Source organism: Pandoraea horticolens, from assembly GCF_902459555.1.
In the GTDB taxonomy this organism is placed as follows: domain Bacteria; phylum Pseudomonadota; class Gammaproteobacteria; order Burkholderiales; family Burkholderiaceae; genus Pandoraea; species Pandoraea horticolens.
The window spans coordinates 1-18,354 of record NZ_CABPSM010000017.1 but is presented as its reverse complement, the minus strand read 5'-3'; the positions used below and the strand labels follow the sequence as shown (position 1 = coordinate 18,354).

Here is an 18,354-nt window from a genome sequence, read left to right as displayed (position 1 = left end):
TCTTGTCGTCTCCTAAAGCAATTCGCGCAGCTTGAAGCGCTGCACCTTGCCGGTGGCCGTCTTCGGCAGATCGTCGACGAACACCAGCTCGCGAGGATATTTGTGCGGCGCCAGCCGAGCCTTGACGAACGCTTTCAACTCGGTTGCCATCGCCTCGGTCGCCGTGACGCCCGGCTTGAGGACGACGAAAGCCTGCGTCTTGGTCAGGCCATTGTCGTCGCGTCCCACGACCCCGGCTTCGAGCACGGCGTCGTGCTGCATCAGCACCATCTCTACTTCGATGGGCGAGACGTACTGGCCGCTGACCTTGAGCATATCGTCACTGCGCCCGGCATACACGTAATACCCATTGGGCAGACGCTGGTATTTGTCGCCGCTCTTAAGCCAGTCGCCGAGGAACGTCGAGCGCGACTTCTCGCGATTGCACCAGTACATGAGCGCCGCGCTCGGCCCTTTGATGTACAGGTCGCCGATCTCGCCATCGGGCACGGGCTGGCCGTTCTCGTCGCGCAACTCCACGGCGTAGCCCGGCACCGGCTCGCCGGTCGTGCCGTAGGCGACTTGTCCCGTGCGGTTCGACAGGAAGATGTGCAGCATTTCGGTCGAGCCGATGCCGTCGAGAATCTCCGCACCGAAATGCGCCGTGAACCGCTCGCCGATTTCGCGCGGCAGCGCTTCGCCTGCCGAGGTGCACAAACGCAACGCGACGTCTTCGCGCGCGGGCAGGTGCGGCGATGCGAGCAGGTTGGCGTAGAGCGTCGGCACGCCGTAGAAGATCGTCGGGCGATGTTGGCATAGCCGCTGCGCTACGGCTTGCGCCGTCGGGCGCTCTGCCATCAGCACGACCGTGGCGCCGACCGACAGCGGAAACGTCAGCCCGTTGCCCAGCCCGTACGCGAAGAAGAGTTTCGCCGCGGAAAAGGCGATATCGTCCTCGCGGATGCCGAGTACGTTGCGGCCATAGGTCTCGGCCGTCCAATACAGGTTGGCATGCGTATGCACGGTGCCTTTGGGCTTGCCGGTCGAGCCCGACGAGTACAGCCAGAACGCGATGTCGTCGCCCGCAGTCTCGGCCGGCAGTGCGCTTGGCGGACCGTCGACAAGGGCGTCGAACGTCGGCAAGACGGTCGCGGCGCCTGCCTCGGCGGCAATCGGTTGCGAGACGACACACGGCGGGGGCGAAGGCACTTTCTCGAGGGCTGCTTGCACTGTCGGCATGAGCGCGCCGGACGCGATCACGAGTTGCGCCTTGCTGTGCGCGATCATGAATGCGTAATCGTCGGCAGTGAGCAGCGTGTTGACGACCACGGGCACGACACCGGCGTACAGCGCGCCGAGGAATGCAACCGGCAAGTCGATGGTGTCGAGCATGACGAGCAGGATGCGCTCCTCTCGATGGATACCCGCGCGGGCGAGGCCGGTCGCGAAACGCCGGCTTTGCTCCGCCAGTTCACCGTAGGTGAGCGTGCGCGTGTCGTCGAGATAAGCAGTCTTGGCTGCGCGCCCGCGATTGAGCGCCTCCAGATGCGCAGCGAAGTTGAAGTTCGCCGGCGGTGGGGTGAGTACGGCTTGCATGTTGCCTCCGGTGGATCACCGCGCGGCGCACCGCTCACAAGTGAACGGCGCACGCGCGGCGTGAGTGCTTTATGGCGCTCTGACGGCGCCTGTTTGAATCACCTTGACTGCGACGGTTTGCGACGGCTACTGACGTTATAGGTTAAGACTTCGGAAATTCGACGGCGTCCTGCGTCAGCGCTTCGACCAGTGCCGCAGGGCCTTGAACGGCCGAGCGCACGTGATAGAAGCGCAACGCGCGCAGGCCGCCCAGTTCTTCGCCGCCCCCTGCGCGGCCTGGGCCGCCATGCAGCGACTGCGGCATGACGTTGCCGTGTCCGGTCTGCGTTTTCCCGACCGACGGATCGATCGCGTGCACGCGGCCATGGGCGTCGGCCAGTGCAAGGGCGGGCGTGCGCATGGCGATGGCATCGTTGCTATAGAGCGAGACGACGAGCGAGCCTTGTCCGCGCTTGGCGAGGGCTACCGCCTCATCGAGATCGCGATAGCCGACGAGCGTCGCCACGGGACCGAAGACTTCCGTGTCGTGTACGCGCTTGCCCGCCGCGCCATCGCGCAAGCCGAGCAGCACTGGGGCGACACAGGCGCTGTCCGGGCCGGTGTCGACGAAGACGGCGTCTCGATTGCCGTCGTAAAGCGTTTCGGCTTCCGCCTGCAAATGGGCGATGCCGTCGAGCACGGCGCGTTTCTGCGCGGCGCTCACAAGCGACCCCATCTTCACGGTCTCGTTGCGCGGGTTGCCCACGACCGTTTTGGCGAGACGCTCGGCAATGGCGGCGGCCGCCGCATCGAAGTGTTCGACGCTCACCATCGCGCGGCGAATGGCGGTGCATTTCTGGCCCGACTTGACGGTCATTTCGCGTGAGACCTCGCGTACGAACTGGTCGAAGGCGGCGGTGCCCGGTGCGGCGTCGGGCAACAGGATGGCGCTGTTCAGACTGTCGGCTTCCACGTTGATGCGCGCCGAGCGTTGCGTGAACGCCGGGTGCGCGCGCAGCGTGGCAGCGGTGTCGGCGGAGCCGGTGAAGGAGACCACGTCGAACGGTCCGATCCGGTCGAGCAGCCCGGCGGCGCTCCCGCAGATCACCGACAGGCTACCCGGGGGCAGAATGCCTGCGGCGACGACGTCGGCAACCATTCGCTGCGTTAGCCAGGCCGTCGATGTCGCGGGCTTGACGATGACAGGCACGCCCGCGAGCAGGGCGCCGGCCGCCTTCTCCCAAAGTCCCCATGCGGGGAAGTTGAACGCGTTGATGAACAGCGCCACGCCGGGCGTCGGGCGGAACACGTGACGCACCGCGAACGATGCGTCTTTGGCCAGCGGTACGGTGGCGCCGTCGAGCAGGGTATGCGCGTCGCCGAGCGCGGCGCCGAGCTTCGCGTAGGTCGACAGCGTGTAGATGGCCCCGTCGATATCGACGGCGGAGTCGGTGGCGACCGTTCCCGAATTGGCGGTGGCGATGGCGTAGTAGTCGTCGCGCTTTGTCTGCAAGGCGGCAGCGATTTGCGAGAGCCGCTGCGCGCGTTCGCCATACGACAAAGCGCGTAGTGCAGGGCCGGCTGTCTCGCGTGCGAAGGTGAATGCAGCGTCGAGATCGAGGCCCGCGCTCGACACGTAGGCGAGCGTCTCGCCGGTGACGGGATCGGTGAGCGCGGTGCGCTCGTCCGTGTTCGATGTGCTCGACGTGCCGGCCACCCATTGGCCGGCGGCGTAGTTTTCCAGCAAGGCAGGGGTACTCATGACCATGAACCGATGTGAATTCAGCAGGGGAACGTGCGCACGCCGTATCAGGCGCTGCGCGTGAATTCGATCGCGCCTTCGGGCAGCAGATACAGGACGAGCGCGCGTCCGTTGGCGACCGTCGGCCGATGCGCCGTGCCGGGACCGTAGACACACCAGCCCGCCGGATGCCCGTCGAAGGTCGCGCCCGGCGTGAGCGGCATGATCAGATCGATTTCGCCATGGGGATGCACATGGTGCGGGCCTGCCAGATCGGCCATGTCCACCACGTCGACGGAAAAGCCGTGTGTGTCGGGCGTGGGTTTGATGACGCGCCCGTAGCGAATGCCACCGCCTTCGCGATTGCACAGCCAGCCCTCGGCAACGCCGGTGCGGCAGGCGTCGGCCAGCGCTTCATAACCCGGAGAGCCGGCACCGTAGTGCGCGTTGAGCCAATCGGCGAGGGGGGCGTCGATGGCGCGGCCGTCGAGTTGCCGGGTGAGTTCAGCAATCAGCGCCTGAAATTGGGGCACATCCATCCATGTCTCCTGGGGACGTCGCAGTCGCTGTACCGGTCGCGGCGGCAGCGGCAGGCCCGAATCGTTCCGGGCCGGCATTGCCTGTGCAATGCGCTGTCGCTCGCGCAGCGCAGTCTGCGCACTGTCTGTTGATATGACGCCGATCAATGACGATGCGCAGAATGTCTGGCCCGCGTTTGCTTTTTTATCGACGCATGGTGAAAATTAGAGCATGCAAATTTCCCTGTCAAGCAATATATTACATGTTACCTGCTTCGAGGATCTCGCCTGATGAATAAGAGTGCGCAAGCCGATGGGGTGCCGACGGCGCGGGGCGCCGGGGAGAAAGATCCGTTCCTGGTCGCGCTGGGCGAGCGAGTACGCACGCTGCGCGCTCGGCGAGGCCTGACGCGCAAGGCGCTGGCGCTGGATGCGGCTGTCTCCGAGCGGCATGTGGCTAATCTGGAATCGGGGGTAGGCAATGCGTCCGTACTGTTTCTACGCCAACTCGCGCAGGCACTAAATTGCACATTGGCGGAGATCGTGGGCGACGAGACCACGTCGTCGGCGGAGTGGCTGCTCATCCGCGAGATCCTCCACGGGCGCGACGGCGAGGCGCTCACGCGCGCGCGTCAGGCATTGAGCGAGTTATTTGCCGGCAGCGAACGCGATCCCGATCGGCGCGGGCGTATTGCGCTTATCGGCCTGCGTGGCGCGGGTAAGTCGACGCTGGGCCGCATGCTCGCCGACGATATGCATGTGCCGTTCGTCGAACTCAATCGGGTGATCGAGCAACTGGCGGGTTGCCCGCCGTCGGAAATCTATTCGTTGTATGGCGCCTCCGCGTACCGGCGCTACGAATTGCGCGCGCTGGAAGCCGTGGTGGCGGAGCATCCGCGCGCCGTGATTGCCTCGCCGGGCGGTATCGTAAGCGATGCCGCCACCTTCAATTTCCTGCTGACGCACTGCTATACGGTGTGGTTGCAGGCGTCGCCCGAAGAACACATGAAACGGGTGGTGGCGCAGGGCGATCTGCGTCCGATGTCGGGCAATGCGGAAGCCATGGACGACCTCAAGCGCATTTTGGCGGGCCGGCAGGACTTCTACGCCAAGGCCGACATGAGCTTCGACACTGGCGGCCGTGCACTGGCCGACGCCTATCTGCAACTGCGCGGACGCCTTGCAGTGCAGTTGTCGTCAGACTGAGCGTCTTGATTATGCAAAATAATTCATTTTTTATAAAAAAAACGATTGACGGCGTGGTTATGCTGCACTATATTGCAATCCAACAAGATCATTATTCGTGTTGGAGGCAATCATGTTCGGCAAACCCCACGTCGACTACCGTACGGATCCCACGCAGTACAAGCACTGGAAACTGAGCTTCGAAGGCCCGGTAGCCACCCTCGCGATCGACATCGCGGAAGACGGCGGCATTCGCGAGGGCTACAAGCTCAAGCTCAATTCGTACGATCTCGGCGTGGATATCGAACTGCACGATGCCGTTCAACGCATCCGCTTCGAGCATCCGGAAGTGAAGACGGTGGTGGTGACGAGCGCCAAGGACCGTGTGTTCTGCTCGGGCGCCAACATCTTCATGCTGGGTCTGTCCTCGCATGCGTGGAAGGTCAACTTCTGCAAGTTCACGAACGAAACGCGCAACGGTCTCGAGGATTCCAGCCGCCACTCCGGCCTGAAGTTCCTCGCCGCCGTGAACGGCGCATGCGCAGGCGGCGGCTACGAGCTGGCGCTCGCTTGCGACGAGATCTATCTGGTCGATGACCGTTCGTCGTCGGTCGCGCTGCCGGAGGTGCCACTGCTGGGCGTGCTGCCGGGCACCGGCGGTCTCACGCGTCTGACCGACAAGCGTCATGTGCGCAACGACCGCGCCGACATCTTCTGCACCATCGTCGAGGGCATTCGCGGCGAGCGCGCCAAACAATGGCGTCTGGTCGATGAAGTGGTCAAGCCTGCGCAATTCGCGCAGACGGTTTCGGCCCGCGCCCTGGAACTGGCCCAGGACAGCCATCGTCCGGGCGGCAAGGGCGTGACGCTCACGCGCATCGAGCGCACCGATGCGCCGGATGCCATCCGCTACGAATTCGTCGAAGTGGAAATCGACCGCACCAACCGCACGGCCAGTCTGACCGTCAAGGCGCCGACGTCTGCGCCGCCGTCGGACATCGCCGGCATCGAAGCTGCGGGCGTGAACTGGTGGCCGTTGAAGATGGCGCGCGAACTCGACGACGCCATCCTCAATCTGCGCACGAACGAACTCGACATCGGCACCTGGCTGCTGCGCACCGAAGGCGAGGCGAAGCACGTGCTGGCCGCCGACGCCTCGCTGCTGGCCCATCAGGATCACTGGTTCGTGCGCGAGACCATCGGCATGCTGCGCCGCACGTTCGCGCGCATCGACGTGTCGTCGCGCTCGCTCTTCGCACTGATCGAACCGGACTCGTGCTTCACCGGCACGCTCGCCGAATTCGCTTTCGCGGCCGACCGCACGTATATGGCTGCGCTGCCCGCGAGTGAGGAAGACGAACCGGCGATCACGCTGACCGAGGTCAACTTCGGCCTGCTGCCGATGGTCACCGATCAGTCGCGTCTCGCACGACGCTTCTACGAATACGCGGCAGAGCTGGACGCCGTGCGCGCCACCATCGGGCGCGCGGTGCGTCCGGATGAAGCCGAGCGTCTGGGGCTGGTGACGGCCGCCGTCGACGATCTCGACTGGCCGGATGAAATTCGTATCGCAATCGAAGAGCGTGCGGCCATGTCGCCCGATGCGCTCACCGGCATGGAAGCGAACCTGCGCTTCAACGGCAAAGAGACGATGAACACGCGTATCTTCGGCCGCCTGTCGGCTTGGCAGAACTGGATCTTCATCCGTCCGAACGCTGTGGGCGAGAAGGGCGCACTGAAGGTCTACGGCAAGGGCAACAAGGCGCAGTTCGATCTGAACCGCGTCTGACGAATGCGCTGTGCCGCCGCGGGTGAGCCACACCGGGCGGCGGCAAGATCAGGCGAGACGTTTTTCACAAAATACGCACGAGACACGAGGATTCCCACGATGGCTTCGATTAACTACAGCGAGAAGATCCCCAACAACGTCAATCTGTCGGACGACCGCACCTTGCAACGTGCGCTCGAACAGTGGCAGCCGAACTTTCTGTCCTGGTGGGGCGACATGGGGCCGGAAGGCTCGCACGGTTTCGACGTCTACCTGCGCACGGCCGTGAGCGTGGACCCGAGCGGCTGGGCACACTTCGATCACGTGAAGATGCCGGACTATCGCTGGGGCATCTTCCTCACGCCGGGCGAAGCCGACCGCAAGATCCACTTCGGCGAGCACAAGGGGGAAGCGGCGTGGCAGGACGTGCCGGGCGAGCACCGCGCGAACCTGCGCCGCATCATCGTCACGCAGGGCGACACGGAGCCGGCCTCGGTAGAGCAACAGCGTCACCTCGGGCTGACCGCGCCGTCGATGTACGACCTGCGCAACCTGTTCCAGGTCAACGTGGAAGAGGGCCGCCACCTATGGGCGATGGTCTACCTGCTGCATCGCTACTTCGGCCGCGATGGCCGCGAAGAAGCCGAAGCGCTGCTCGGCCGCCGCTCGGGCGACGACGACAATCCGCGCATTCTCGGTGCGTTCAACGAAAAGACGCCGGACTGGCTGGCGTTCTACATGTTCACGTACTTCACCGATCGCGACGGCAAGTTCCAGCTCTCGGCATTGGCCGAGTCGGGCTTCGATCCGCTCGCGCGCACCACGAAGTTCATGCTGACCGAAGAGGCGCACCATATGTTCGTGGGCGAGTCGGGTGTTTCGCGGGTGATCGCGCGCACCGCTCAGATGATGAACGAACTCAAGACCGACGACGTCTCGAAGCTGCGTGCGGCGGGGGTGATCGATCTGCCGACGATCCAGCGTTACGTCAACTTCCACTATTCCGTGACGATCGATCTGTTCGGCGCCGACCAGTCGTCGAACGCCGCGATCTTCTACAGCTCGGGCCTGAAGGGGCGCTATGAAGAAAGCAAGCGCGACGACGACCATCGACTGAACGGCCAGATGTACCGTTTGCTCGACGTGGACAATGGCAAGCTCGTGGAGCGCGAAGTGCCGATGCTCAACGCCATGAACGAAGTGCTGCGCGACGACTACATCAAGGATTCGGTCGCGGGCGTGAATCGTTGGAACAAAGTGCTGGAGAAGGCCGGCATCGACTTCCGCCTGACGGTGCCGCACAAGGCGTTCAACCGCCAGATCGGCACGTTCGCAGGGGTACGCGTGTCGCCGGACGGTCGCGTGGTGAACGAGACCGAATGGGCCGCCCACGAGCGCGAGTGGCTGCCGTCGCCGGAAGATCGTGCGTATGTGGCGTCTCTCATGGGCCGGGTGGTCGAGCCGGGCAAGTTCGCCAACTGGATTGCACCGCCCCCGCTGGGCATCAACCGCCAGCCGATCGACTTCGAGTACGTGCGCTTCAACTAAAAGAGCAGCAGCGCATTCCCCACAAGGAGACAGCATCATGAACGGCCCCGTTCCGGTCGAAGTTCTGAAGCAGCATCTGATCGATCCGGAGATCTGCATTCGCTGCAATACCTGCGAGGAGACGTGTCCGATCGATGCGATCACGCACGACGAGAACAACTACGTTGTGCGCGCAGACACGTGCAATGGGTGCATGGCGTGTATCTCGCCGTGCCCGACGGGGGCCATCGACAACTGGCGCGACGTGCTCACGGCCGAGGCTTACTCTGTCGACGAGCAACTCACGTGGGACGAACTGCCCGTGCAGGACGGCGCCATCGCCGGTCAGGGGACGATCGGCGAAGCGGCTGAGGGCGCCGCCGGCAATGCCTCGGCCGACGCACCCGAGCCGGTGATCGGCGGCTCGGATCTCGTGCGCGGCTCGGTCGTGCCGCCGTGGTCTGCCGCAAAGCCCTATGTCAATCTGTACAACCACAAGACGCCTGTTCAGGCCACCGTGGTGGGCAATTATCGCTTGACCGACACGAGTGCCGAGAGCGATATCCATCACATCGTGCTCGATTTCGGCAAGCAGCCGTTCCCGGTGCTCGAAGGGCAGTCGATCGGCATCATTCCGCCGGGGACGACGGCCGACGGGCGGGCGCATCACGCTCGGCAGTACTCGATTGCCTCGCCGCGCGATGGCGAGCGTCCCGGTTATAACAACCTCGCACTCACCGTCAAACGCGTGACGAAGGATCATCACGAGCAGGCAGTCGGCGGGGTGTGCTCGAACTACCTGTGCGATCTGAAGAAGGGCGACGTGGTGAACGTGATGGGGCCGTTTGGCAGCACGTTCCTGATGCCGAACCACGCCGATTCGCATCTGCTGATGATCTGCACCGGCACGGGGGCGGCGCCCATGCGAGCCATGACGGAGTATCGTCGCCGTCGCCGTCTGAAGGGCGCGACGGGCAAGTTGATGCTGTTCTTCGGCGCACGCACGCAGGGCGAACTCCCGTACTTCGGCCCGTTGCTCAATCTGCCGAAGGATTTCATCGACACGAATCTCGCGTTCTCGCGCACGCCCGGACAAGCCAAGCGCTACGTGCAGGACGCGATGCGCGAGCGCGCGGCCGATGTGGCGGCGCTGTTGCGTCACGAGCACACCTACATCTACGTGTGCGGATTGAAGGGCATGGAGGACGGCGTGCTGCAAGTGTTGCAAACCATCGCGGGCGAGGCCGGACTCGACTGGCAGTCTCTCTGGCCGCGGATGAAGACGGAAGGGCGTTTGCATCTCGAGACCTACTGACGGCCGCTGACGATATCGGCTCGCGCGTACCGGACACGAACGGGCGGCGCGGGCTTCAGGTTGACCGACGGCGTTCTGCGCCGGCTTGACACCGCGTGCTTCGGCACGCGGTTTTTTTTCGTCTGACGCCGGAAACTGCGAGGTTCGACGGCGTCCCGGCGGTGTCACCGGAATTGCGTAACATGGAGGGGCTGTTTCCCTTCCATTTCTCTGAACGGAGAGTCACATGGGCAAGAAGCGGATTCTGGTATTGGCGGGCGACTATGTCGAAGACTACGAGTTGATGGTGCCCGTGCAGGCACTCACCGCCGTGGGGCATCGGGTGGAAGTCGTCTGCCCGGGCAAGAAGGCAGGCGACAAGGTGCGCACCGCGATTCACGATTTCGAGGGCGATCAGACGTACAGCGAGAAGCGCGGTCACGACTTCACGCTGAATGCCACGTTCGACGGACTTTCGCCGGCGGACTTCGACGCGCTGGTGATCCCCGGCGGCCGCGCGCCGGAGTATCTGCGATTGAACGACGAGGTGATCGCGACGGTGAAACATTTCGCAGAGAACGACAAGCCGATCGCCGCGATCTGTCATGGCGCGCAGTTGCTGGCGGCCGCTGGTGTCATCGAAGGGCGCGAGTGTTCGGCGTACCCGGCGTGTGCGCCGGAGGTGCGTCTGGCGGGCGGGAAGTACATGGAGATCGCGATCGACGAGGCGCATACCGACGGCAAGCTCGTGACTGCCCCCGCGTGGCCCGCGCATCCCGCATGGATCGCGCAGTTCCTTGCCGTGCTGGGAACGAAGATCGAGCTTTGATGCCTGGCAGACGGCTGCCTCGCGTGTGATGGGAAGGCGCGCTATCGGCCGTCACCGATGGCGCGCAGTCTTTCGTCTGCCTCTGCCAGCCTGTGCTCGCTAAACACGTCAATGCCGTGCTGTCGCAACCGTGCGGCCGCCACGCCATCGCCCGCGATCTTCCGGCCGCTGAACGAGCCGTCGTAGATCGATGTGCTGCCGCACGATGGGCTTCCTTCCTTCAGTACCGCAATGCGGATGCCGTAACGCTGCGCCAACGCGAGCGCGTGTTGCGCGCCGTCGAGAAAGGCATCGGTGACGTCGGCCCCGGTGTCGTCCATCACGCGGGCGTGCTTGCGCCACACCGCGTGGCCGTCTGCTGCGCCGGCAATCTCGGCGGGGGCGCGCGGCGTGGGTAATCCGCCTGCCACTTCGGGGCAGATCGGCATGACGAGGCCATCGGCGCGCCAGCGTTCGAGAATGGCGGCGGCATCGGATTCGCAGGGTGCGGGGCGCCCGTGATAGCGGACCGGATGGCCCAGAAGACAACTGCTGACAAGAATGCGGGGCGACGTAGACATGGCGCGAGCCTATCACGCGCGGCGGAATTATCCGAACTTGCCACGTTTTCCAAAGCGCGCCGCCCGCTGGCGCAGCAAGATCTGCCGATCTCAACCGGGGCGGCCGACACGCGATTAGCGCGTGAACGCCCTGCCATACGACCAAGGAGTGTCGTGATGGACATCAACGCTTGTTTGCCGGCGGGTATCGCTTCCGGCCGTTTCTCCGCAGCCGGAGCGCAACGGGAGGGGGCGCCGCCGGACACCGCGCCTTTTGCGGCGTTCGGGCCTGTCACCGGACACGACGGCAGCGGTGCGCCATTGCCCCCGGTCGGACCGCATGACTTCTCCGAGGCGCAGCCTGTGCACGATGTCGTGCCGTCGGGGGTGAGCCGGGAGACGGCGCGCCTGTGGCTGGCGCCGCACGCGGAGGCAGCGCAGTTCGTTGTGCGGGCTTGTCCGGGCGCACGGAGTGCTGCGCAGTCGTGGTTTGCCTCGCGGTTGTGCGGCGCGCTGGGACTCGCGACGCCGACGGCGTTTCTGGTGCACGGCTGCTCGTCCGCGTTCGATGGGACGCATGCACCCGAGCGCCTTTATCTGGCGACGACGTATCTGCCGGCCTACCGGGCGCTGGGTCAGTGGCTCGAAACCGATGCGGCATGGCGCGTGATCGACGGTGTGCGCGGTGGTGCCGGCGAGGCTTGCAAGCAAGCCCGGGCCGAAGCGCACGAGATTGGCAGGCTGATGGCGCAACGCGGCACGAATGCCGCACAAGCCCGGACCGACGCTCAGGCGCATGCCGCCATCGTCAAAGCGCGCAACGACAGACGCACGATGCTCTGCCGCGCACTTCCCGACGTCTACCAATGTGCGCTGGAGCGGCATTACATCGCCGCGCTATGGCTCGGCAACGGGAATCTCTGTGACGCCGCCATGGGGAACATCGGCGTCTGGCGCGACAAGAACGATTTGCCTTACATCATGACCGTCGACTTCAGTGCCTGCCTTGGCTCGGGGGGGCAGGGCGAGCGTGAGGGCGATGGCATGACGTTGCCGCGAGGGCAGGCGTTCGCATCGTCCGAGGCGTCACGTTGGCCCGGACTCTCCGGGCGCCCTGATGCGTCGCGTATCTCGCATACGTCACATTACGGCGCGGTGATCCCGGAAGGTACGCTGACGGATGTGACGCAGTTTCGGCACGGCGAGCATTGCGCACCGTTTGCGCGGCGGCTTGGCGCTTTGACGCCCGCCACCGATGGCAAGACCGTGTTCGATGAGATGAAGGACCCGACCGGCGTGCGCGCACTGGCGGCCGAGATGGCTTACCGGTTGGGCCGGATTGGCGCATCGGACATCTTGCCGTGGGCGGCGGATGCCCATGACATTGCGCAGGCATTCCCGGCCGGCACCGGCAACGATGGAAGTGTCGACGAACCGGATTCGCAGGTGCATCGCATTCTGTCGCGCCGCGACTGCCTTGTGACGTTGTTGGGCGGTACGTGGGCGGCGCAAGCCTGGGAGCGGCTATATCCGACGCGCGCCGCAGCCATCAGGGCACAACAGTCACCATTTCTGACACCTGAGCGAAATGTGTAGCGGCGCTGGCGTCGACCACAAAGGCGGAAATGCTGGAAAGCCGGTCGGGGATGCGTGCTTCACTGGTTTCCATCTATCGGCAAATGATGAGATTATTTCAAGTATTTTTGTTAAATTTTCACCAATAGGTTAGGCGTATCCACCCGGCATATCGTGCATTTCATGTCGGGAGGAGGCGTTGGCAACGATCGGGCGTCACGGCCGCCGAGGGGGCGTTCGACGAGGTGGTCGTGCGGTTGGCCGGGCCGGTTGCCTAACGCCGCAAGCTCGCATAAACTATCGACGCCACAAACCCCGCGTGACTGGCGATTAGGGCCGCAGCCTTGTGTGCCCGAGGTGGAGCAACCCACCGGGAAGCGCCGGGGTCTTATTTGCCGTTCGCCTGGGCAGCCGTGATGGTTGGTGCTGCCCTGTCTATCGTCTTCCGAAGCACAAAGGAAGGCGCGCTGCACCATCCCCTCCCGGAAAATCTGTTCAATTCAACGGAAACGCCATGTTCGACAAATCGAAATCTACCGTTGCCTCCGTCGATCCCGACGTCTGGGCCGCGATTCAGAAAGAAAATCAGCGTCAGGAAGACCACATCGAGCTGATTGCTTCGGAAAACTACACCAGCCCGGCCGTGATGGAAGCGCAGGGCTCGCAACTGACCAACAAGTATGCGGAAGGTTATCCGGGCAAGCGCTATTACGGTGGTTGCGAATACGTCGACATCGTCGAGCAACTGGCCATCGACCGTGTGAAGGCGCTGTTCGGTGCAGAAGCCGCGAACGTGCAGCCGAACTCGGGCTCGCAGGCAAATCAGGGCGTGTACTTCGCCATGCTCAAGCCGGGCGACACGATCATGGGCATGAGCCTCGCGCACGGTGGCCACCTCACGCACGGCTCGCCGGTCAACATGTCGGGCAAGTGGTTCAACGTGGTGAGCTACGGCCTGAACGAACAGGAAGACATCGATTACGACGCTGCCGAGAAGCTCGCGCAGCAACACAAGCCGAAGATGATCGTGGCGGGCGCATCGGCCTTCGCCCTGAAGATCGACTTCGAGCGCATGTCGCAGATCGCCAAGTCGGTCGGCGCGTACTTCATGGTCGACATGGCGCACTACGCTGGTCTGATCGCTGCCGGTGTGTACCCGAACCCGGTGCCGCACGCCGATTTCGTGACCACGACCACGCACAAGAGCCTGCGCGGCCCGCGCGGTGGTGTGATCCTGATGAAGGCGGAATTCGAGAAGGCAATCAACTCGGCTATCTTCCCGGGCATTCAGGGTGGACCGCTCATGCACGTGATCGCCGGTAAGGCCGTCGCGTTCAAGGAAGCTGCCTCGCCGGAATTCAAGGCCTATCAGGAACAAGTCGCGAAGAACGCCCGCGTGATGGCCGAGACCCTGGTCAAGCGCGGCCTGCGTATCGTGTCGGGCCGTACCGAATCGCATGTGATGCTGGTCGACCTGCGCGCGAAGAACATCACCGGCAAGGCGGCAGAAGCCGCGCTGGGCGAAGCGCACATCACCGTCAACAAGAACGCGATTCCAAACGACCCGGAAAAGCCGTTCGTGACGAGCGGCGTGCGTCTGGGCTCGCCGGCCATGACCACGCGCGGTTTCAAGGAAGCCGAAGCGGAACGGGTCGGCAACCTGATCGCCGACGTGCTCGACAACCCGGAAGACGCTAAGAACCTGGAACGCGTACGCGAGCAAGTGGCCGAGTTGACCAAGCGTTTCCCGGTCTACGGCTAAGCCGCGAGCGCCGACGCATGCGTTGCCCGTTCTGCCGACACGACGACACGCAGGTCATCGACTCGCGTGAAGCGGAAGACGGCGCCGCCATTCGGCGGCGCCGGAGATGCCCGTCGTGCGACAAGCGTTTCACCACGTACGAGCGTGTCGAGCTGGCGATGCCGGCTGTCGTCAAGAAGGACGGCAGCCGCGCCGAATACGACCGCGCGAAAGTGCGCGCGAGTATGCAACTGGCGATTCGCAAGCGCCCTGTGAGCGCCGAGGCCATGGATGCCGCGATTGCGCGCATCGAGTACAAGCTGCTGGCCGGCGCGGAGCGCGAAGTGATGAGCCAGCGCATCGGCGAACTGGTCATGCGAGAGTTGAAGCGGTTGGACAAGATCGCTTATATCCGCTTCGCGTCGGTGTACAGGAGCTTCGAGGACATTGCAGAGTTTCGCGATGTGCTCGAGGAAATCGACAGTACCGATATCAAGCCCAAACGTAAGCCGGTGAGTTGAACGCGAGGACGATGGATGGACAGCGCGTGTGAGCGTCGGAAGGCTGCCATGGGCCTGATCTGACGACACGAATGACGGAAAACCCGTCGTGCCTGAAAGGGCACGACGGGTTTTTTTATGCCCGTACGGACTGAGTTCTCCATGACATGTCGGCAGTGCGAATGTGACGACGTGAGCCCACTAAATGGTCGATGGGGAATCACTGAATTGCGATCGAATAACGTTGTATGCGTATTTAATATTCCGATCGCTTTGGGAGGATGGCGTCATTCAAATGAGTAATTTTGGGAATTTCCGATGAAAATAAAGGAGAAAATAATAGGATTAATCGCAATATTGAATCTGCGTACTGTTTGGGTTGATCACCAAAAATACTGGTAATCGTCTTGCTTTCGATAACTTGTACCTAGAATTCGCCACTTCGCGGTGAGGTGCCGCTGTTGTGGTGACGATGAGGTGATTCGTCGTCTAAAGAATTATTTGGGGATTATCGAATGCAAAGCAAATTTCAGACGTCGCAAACACTTCGTCAATCAAAAATCTGTCTGGCGGTCGCCGCGATGCTGGCCGCGATGAGTATGCCCACGCAGGCGGAAGTCATGCAGAGCGAAGCAGCACCGTGGAGCGATGAAAGGGATAACGTCGCCGAGAGAATGACGGGGCGGCTTGTCGCAATGCAAGAAGAACGTAAAGAAAAGGACAAGATATTTTATCGTCAAAGTGCGTTGAAAATGGTGCGATCAAACATCCACTCGAGCACTAAAGATATCGATGATGCGGTTGCATATAGTAATAAACTCACGGAAATATCCGAAAAAATCGACGGCATGATTGTCGAGTTGAAAAAGGATGGGGGGCAGGCGTTCAATTTTAATTGGGAGCGCGATTTGCGGTCGACGGATCTGGAAATTGTCAAACAGGAGATCCAAAAGGTTCTGGCTGCCGACTCGGGCGACCTCGCGAATGCGCGTAAGCAACTCGATGTCTTCCTGAAAAACAATGCAGAGCATTTGAAGAGCCTCGATGCGGCATCGGAAATTTCCGCGAAGGTTGTTGCTCTGGAAACACGAATTGCTGTACTGGGCAAGGCCGACGAAGCGGCCTTCAAGGTCATGGCTAATACCAGGGAATTGGTTGCGCCGTCGCAAAACGGCGCTGACGCCGCGCTGACGTGGCGCGACGACAACCTGTTCAACTCGCACTTCGACGAGCGCTATGCCGAGGGAACCGTCGAGATCGGCGCTCAAACGTTGCTTGAAATCACGCAGCGTTCTGGAGCGGCATCGAATCCGATTACTGGATCGGTAGACGCGACGCGTCATGTAGGTACGTTACGTGTTTCTGAGGGTGCGAATCACGCAGTCGATGTCAGTCAGGGGCAACTGAATATCCACCAGGGCATCGAGGGCAAAGGAAAGCTTGGGATTGCCGTAGGCTCAAATGGAACGCTAACGTTTAAGAAGGGTGGTCGGGGGATTCATGACGACGCCAAAGGTGTGGTGATCATGGCTGGTCGTGATCGCAATGCCAATGCCGCACTGCTGGAAGCGGGCGGAGTCGTTAAGTTCGAATCGGGTACCAGCGCGGGAGGCGCATGGATCTGGGCGCACGAAGATGGAGAGGTATCGTTCGCCGAAGGCGCTGATGCCGGTGTTAGCAACATCTCAATCTTGAAAGACGGGACTGTCAGATTCGAAGGGGCGAACGTCAAGCAATCGTCGATCGTTAGTTCAGGGATCCTGGACATAGAGCGGTCATCGGGCGGGGATGCCGAAGTTCTCAATAAGGTTGATGGCGATCTGAGAGTCGATGCTTCGGCCCTTGAGCGATTGCGCTTATTCAACAGTGGGTTCGCGGAGTTGCGGGCATCGTTCGGCGGTGCGGCGAGGATCGAGAACATGGCGTCGGGGTTGGTTGTTTTCGACGGCGTCGATCTCGAAAATCTCAAATTCGACAACGAAGGGGCGGCGATTGTTACCGGTGGCTCCGGTGGGAACGCGATCATCGACAATCTTGCATCGGGCAAGGTCGTGTTTCACGATACGGCACTTGAGAACGTCCAATTGTCCAATCAAGGCCTGATCGGCTTGGTTGGCGAGACCACGGCAGATAAAGCAGTCGTCAGAATGAACGGTGGCACGCTGGATGTTTCGTTCGTTGGAGATGCCATCGACGTGGCCTCACCGAGCGCGAAAACGACGAGGGTGTACACGGTGACTTCCGTCCCCGGCGCCAAGAAGTCTATCGAGATCGGTTCGCTATCGGGGACCGGCAATGTCATCACCGGGGAAACGGCACTGACGGTGGGGGCTGCGAACCTGGATGGCGAATTTGGCGGCAGTTTTGTGAAAACCGGGGCGGGTATCGGATCGCTCGTCGAGGAGTGGTTGACAACGGCGAATCAGGAATCCGAGTCGCTCACCCTGCGCGCGCCGGCAGCACCGCAGGTGGCCACGGTGCCGATGCTTCTGACTAAGGTCGGCACGGGCAACCTGACCCTCTCGGGCGACCAGAGCCAAGTCGACGTCATCAGTGTTCAAGGCGGCAAGCTGACGGCGGCGCATGAAAAGGCCCTCGGTTCGGGCACGTTGAGCGTTGCGCAATCGGCTGCGGTCGTGGTGAATACGGACGTGAGTGGTGTGAAGGCGATGAACAATGCCGGCACGATCGATCTGGGCACGAACAAGCTCAGCGTCGAGAGCTACACGTCGGAAGCGGGCGCGAAGATCAATTCGCGCGTCGAGAAGGTCGAGGGGAACATCGACGGCGGCAAGATCCAGGTTTCGGGCGAAGGTAACTTCAGCAACACCCAGGTCAACGTGGATGTTGCGAACGATATCGAGCTTTCGGAAATCAAGGGATTCACAGTCGTGGATGCGCAAGAAGGCGCGAATGTGACCGGCCTCGGACAGACCGTCGGTAGCATCACGGGCGGCAAGCAACCGGAACCGACGATTACGGACCCGAGTGATCCGCCGACCGAGCCGACGACCGAACCGAACATCGGCACGAAGATCACAGAGCGGAACATCGTCAAGTTCCTGGCAGCCGATGGTGGTTACAGCGCGAACGAGCAAGCGGTGCTGGCGTCGGTGGATGGCGTGACGGTGGGTGATCTGACGTCGGGCAAGATCGGTGGCAAGGTGCTGTCGGCCATGGCGCTGCAAACGGCTGGCACGGAAGAACAACGCCGCTCGGCCCGTATGCTCTCAGGCGAATCGCTGGTGAACAACGCGGTGGCAGCGCAGGCTGCCGCCACATCGTTCCAGCGTGGCATGCAAACGCGCATGATCGCCGGCGGTGCGATGTTCGACGACAAGACGGCCAACGGCGCGAGGGTGGCCGACAACGGCATCACCGGTTGGGCGTCGTTCAACGGAGGCAAGACGAGCCAGCGCGGCGACGGGATGTCGTTCGACGTGAAGGGTCTGGACGGTGCGATCGGTGTCGACAAGCGCCTGGGTCAGAACACGTTGGTGGGTGGCTCGATCGGCTTCGGCAATCAGGAGTCGAAGGCGAAGAATCTGCCGGGCGAGTCGAAGATCAACAGCGTGAGCGTGGG

13 protein-coding genes and 1 riboswitch are annotated in these 18,354 nt (G+C 62.6%); of the genes, 9 read left to right on the top strand and 4 right to left on the bottom strand.

Annotated elements, in window-relative coordinates:
* Positions 1–12: 12 nt before the first annotated feature.
* The 3 genes from PHO31112_RS22105 to PHO31112_RS22095 form a co-directional block, all read right to left on the bottom strand.
* The gene (locus PHO31112_RS22105; protein ID WP_150623131.1) at positions 13–1,575 is read right to left on the bottom strand and encodes a benzoate-CoA ligase family protein; all 1,563 of its coding nucleotides are present in this window, start codon (positions 1,573–1,575) and stop codon (positions 13–15) included.
* Between the two features lie 142 nt (positions 1,576–1,717).
* Entirely contained in the window at positions 1,718–3,322 is a 1,605-nt protein-coding gene (locus tag PHO31112_RS22100; protein ID WP_150623129.1) for a 3,4-dehydroadipyl-CoA semialdehyde dehydrogenase, read from the bottom strand.
* A gap of 41 nt (positions 3,323–3,363) precedes the next feature.
* Positions 3,364–3,834 carry a DUF4863 family protein gene (locus PHO31112_RS22095; protein WP_150623127.1) on the bottom strand — a complete coding sequence of 157 codons (471 nt, stop codon included), beginning with the start codon at positions 3,832–3,834 and terminating at the stop codon, positions 3,364–3,366.
* A 270-nt stretch (positions 3,835–4,104) separates the two neighbouring features.
* Between PHO31112_RS22095 and PHO31112_RS22090 the strand changes: the two genes are divergently transcribed.
* The 5 genes from PHO31112_RS22090 (at position 4,105) to PHO31112_RS22070 (ending at position 10,416) form a co-directional block, all read left to right on the top strand.
* Complete coding sequence (locus PHO31112_RS22090) at positions 4,105–5,019, top strand: helix-turn-helix transcriptional regulator (RefSeq protein ID WP_150623125.1); 915 nt, start codon at positions 4,105–4,107, stop codon at positions 5,017–5,019.
* 112 nt (positions 5,020–5,131) lie between these two features.
* Positions 5,132–6,787: a 2,3-epoxybenzoyl-CoA dihydrolase gene (gene boxC / locus PHO31112_RS22085; RefSeq protein WP_150623123.1), complete on the top strand. Its 1,656-nt coding sequence runs from the start codon at positions 5,132–5,134 to the stop codon at positions 6,785–6,787.
* Positions 6,788–6,886: 99 nt separating this feature from the next.
* On the top strand, positions 6,887–8,314 hold the full coding sequence (gene boxB / locus PHO31112_RS22080) for a benzoyl-CoA 2,3-epoxidase subunit BoxB (RefSeq protein WP_150623121.1): 1,428 nt from the start codon (positions 6,887–6,889) through the stop codon (positions 8,312–8,314).
* Between the two features lie 37 nt (positions 8,315–8,351).
* Positions 8,352–9,608 (top strand): benzoyl-CoA 2,3-epoxidase subunit BoxA, encoded by a 1,257-nt coding sequence (gene boxA, locus PHO31112_RS22075; protein WP_150623119.1) that lies wholly within the window; start codon positions 8,352–8,354, stop codon positions 9,606–9,608.
* A 226-nt stretch (positions 9,609–9,834) separates the two neighbouring features.
* Complete coding sequence (locus PHO31112_RS22070) at positions 9,835–10,416, top strand: DJ-1/PfpI family protein (protein WP_150623117.1); 582 nt, start codon at positions 9,835–9,837, stop codon at positions 10,414–10,416.
* A gap of 41 nt (positions 10,417–10,457) precedes the next feature.
* On the opposite strand, the gene PHO31112_RS22065 is transcribed toward PHO31112_RS22070, so the two are convergent.
* Positions 10,458–10,976 (bottom strand): 2-thiouracil desulfurase family protein, encoded by a 519-nt coding sequence (locus tag PHO31112_RS22065; RefSeq protein WP_150623115.1) that lies wholly within the window; start codon positions 10,974–10,976, stop codon positions 10,458–10,460.
* Positions 10,977–11,132: 156 nt separating this feature from the next.
* Between PHO31112_RS22065 and PHO31112_RS22060 the strand changes: the two genes are divergently transcribed.
* From PHO31112_RS22060 to PHO31112_RS22045, 4 genes are all read left to right on the top strand, one after another.
* Positions 11,133–12,551: a hypothetical protein gene (locus tag PHO31112_RS22060; protein ID WP_150623113.1), complete on the top strand. Its 1,419-nt coding sequence runs from the start codon at positions 11,133–11,135 to the stop codon at positions 12,549–12,551.
* Between the two features lie 288 nt (positions 12,552–12,839).
* Positions 12,840–12,946: riboswitch (ZMP/ZTP riboswitch) on the top strand.
* 98 nt (positions 12,947–13,044) lie between these two features.
* Positions 13,045–14,292 (top strand): serine hydroxymethyltransferase, encoded by a 1,248-nt coding sequence (gene glyA / locus PHO31112_RS22055; protein ID WP_150623111.1) that lies wholly within the window; start codon positions 13,045–13,047, stop codon positions 14,290–14,292.
* A gap of 17 nt (positions 14,293–14,309) precedes the next feature.
* Positions 14,310–14,792 carry a transcriptional regulator NrdR gene (gene nrdR / locus PHO31112_RS22050; RefSeq protein WP_150623109.1) on the top strand — a complete coding sequence of 161 codons (483 nt, stop codon included), beginning with the start codon at positions 14,310–14,312 and terminating at the stop codon, positions 14,790–14,792.
* 494 nt (positions 14,793–15,286) lie between these two features.
* On the top strand, positions 15,287–18,354 hold a 3,068-nt coding region (locus PHO31112_RS22045; protein ID WP_150623107.1), incomplete at its 3' end, for a hypothetical protein.